Genomic DNA, 2,958 nt, shown 5'->3' with positions numbered 1-2,958 from the left:
ATTAGTATCAGTCCGCTCCGTACATCACTGCACTTCCACTTCTGACCTATCTACCTGATCATCTTTCAGGGTTCTTACTTTCTTAAAGAAATGGGAAATCTCATCTTGAGGTGGGCTTCACACTTAGATGCTTTCAGCGTTTATCCCTTCCCTACATAGCTACCCAGCGATGCCTCTGGCGAGACAACTGGTACACCAGCGGTAAGTCCATCCCGGTCCTCTCGTACTAAGGACAGCTCCTCTCAAATTTCCAACGCCCGCGACGGATAGGGACCGAACTGTCTCACGACGTTCTGAACCCAGCTCGCGTGCCGCTTTAATGGGCGAACAGCCCAACCCTTGGGACCGACTACAGCCCCAGGATGCGACGAGCCGACATCGAGGTGCCAAACCTCCCCGTCGATGTGGACTCTTGGGGGAGATAAGCCTGTTATCCCCAGGGTAGCTTTTATCCGTTGAGCGATGGCCCTTCCATGCGGAACCACCGGATCACTAAGCCCGACTTTCGTCCCTGCTCGAGTTGTAGCTCTCGCAGTCAAGCTCCCTTCTGCCTTTACACTCTTCGAATGATTTCCAACCATTCTGAGGGAACCTTTGGGCGCCTCCGTTACTCTTTAGGAGGCGACCGCCCCAGTCAAACTGCCCATCTGACACTGTCTCCCACCACGATTAGTGGTGCGGGTTAGAGTGGCCATAACGCAAGGGTAGTATCCCACCATTGCCTCCATCGAAACTAGCGTCCCGATTTCTACGGCTCCTACCTATCCTGTACATGCGGTACAGACACTCAATATCAAACTACAGTAAAGCTCCATGGGGTCTTTCCGTCCTGTCGCGGGTAACCTGCATCTTCACAGGTACTAAAATTTCACCGAGTCTCTCGTTGAGACAGTGCCCAAATCGTTACGCCTTTCGTGCGGGTCGGAACTTACCCGACAAGGAATTTCGCTACCTTAGGACCGTTATAGTTACGGCCGCCGTTTACTGGGGCTTCAATTCGTACCTTCGCTTGCGCTAAGCACTCCTCTTAACCTTCCAGCACCGGGCAGGCGTCAGCCCCTATACGTCATCTTTCGATTTTGCAGAGACCTGTGTTTTTGATAAACAGTCGCTTGGGCCTATTCACTGCGGCTGCTCGTAGAGCAGCACCCCTTCTCCCGAAGTTACGGGGTCATTTTGCCGAGTTCCTTAACGAGAGTTCTCTCGCTCACCTTAGGATACTCTCCTCGACTACCTGTGTCGGTTTGCGGTACGGGCCGTTACTTTCTCACTAGAAGCTTTTCTTGGCAGTGTGACATCAGGAACTTCGGTACTATTATTTCCCTCCCCATCACAACTCATCCGTCGCGAATGAAAGCATTTGACTCTCACTCAGACTCGTTGCTTGGACAGACATTTCCAATCGTCTGCTTTCCTTAGCCTCCTGCGTCCCTCCATTGTTCAAACAAAAGCAACGGGTACAGGAATATCAACCTGTTGTCCATCGCCTACGCCTTTCGGCCTCGGCTTAGGTCCCGACTAACCCTGGGCGGACGAGCCTTCCCCAGGAAACCTTAGTCATACGGTGGACAGGATTCTCACCTGTCTTTCGCTACTCATACCGGCATTCTCACTTCTAAGCGCTCCAGTAGTCCTCACGATCTACCTTCAACGCCCTTAGAACGCTCTCCTACCAATGCATCTTCGATGCACTCCACAGCTTCGGTAAACTATTTAGCCCCGGTACATTTTCGGCGCAGGGTCACTCGACTAGTGAGCTATTACGCACTCTTTAAATGATGGCTGCTTCTAAGCCAACATCCTAGTTGTCTGTGCAACCCCACATCCTTTTCCACTTAATAGTTATTTTGGGACCTTAGCTGGTGGTCTGGGCTGTTTCCCTTTCGACTATGGATCTTATCACTCACAGTCTGACTGCCGAATATGAATGAATGGCATTCGGAGTTTATCTGAATTCGGTAACCCGAGATGGGCCCCTAGTCCAAACAGTGCTCTACCTCCATCATTCTCAACTTCGACGCTAGCCCTAAAGCTATTTCGGAGAGAACCAGCTATCTCCAAGTTCGTTTGGAATTTCTCCGCTACCCACACCTCATCCCCGCACTTTTCAACGTACGTGGGTTCGGTCCTCCAGTGCGTTTTACCGCACCTTCAACCTGGACATGGGTAGATCACATGGTTTCGGGTCTACGACTACATACTCATTCGCCCTATTCAGACTCGCTTTCGCTGCGGCTCCGTCTCTTCAACTTAACCTCGCATGCAATCGTAACTCGCCGGTTCATTCTACAAAAGGCACGCTATCACCCATTAACGGGCTTTAACTTGTTGTAGGCACACGGTTTCAGGTTCTATTTCACTCCCCTTCCGGGGTGCTTTTCACCTTTCCCTCACGGTACTGGTTCACTATCGGTCACTAGGGAGTATTTAGCCTTGGGAGATGGTCCTCCCGGATTCCGACGGAATTCCTCGTGTTCCGCCGTACTCAGGATCCTCCTAGGTGCTTTTTACCTTTCGTCTACGGGGCTTTTACCCACTCTGGCCAACTTTTCCAAGTTGTTCGACTAGCTAAAAAGACTACCATATCGGAGTCCTACAACCCCAAGATGCAAGCATCTTGGTTTGGGCTTTTCCCGTTTCGCTCGCCGCTACTCAGGGAATCGAATTTTCTTTCTCTTCCTGCAGGTACTTAGATGTTTCAGTTCTCTGCGTCTACCTCTTAACAGCTATGTATTCACTGCTAAGTAACATCCTATCAAAGATGCTGGGTTCCCCCATTCGGAAATCTCTGGATCAAAGCTTACTTACAGCTCCCCAAAGCATATCGGTGTTCGTCCCGTCCTTCATCGGCTCCTAGTGCCAAGGCATCCACCGTGCGCCCTTATTCACTTAACCTTATCAACCTTGCGGTTGGGTTTTGATAAATTACTTCTAGCGATAGAAGATTTATCAAGAAAA

The 2,958-nt window shown here is 50.5% G+C and carries 1 rRNA gene; it reads right to left on the bottom strand.

Annotation, left to right across the window (positions count from 1 at the left end):
* Nucleotides 1-2,895 (bottom strand): 23S ribosomal RNA (locus BAU17_RS13535); the annotation flags it as partial.
* Between the last annotated feature and the right edge of the window lie 63 nt (nucleotides 2,896-2,958).

Origin of the sequence: Candidatus Enterococcus willemsii (assembly GCF_009933335.1) — a bacterium.
In the GTDB taxonomy this organism is placed as follows: domain Bacteria; phylum Bacillota; class Bacilli; order Lactobacillales; family Enterococcaceae; genus Enterococcus_F; species Enterococcus_F willemsii.
The sequence above is the reverse complement of the archived record's forward strand: the minus strand, read 5'-3'. Positions and strand labels throughout refer to the sequence as shown.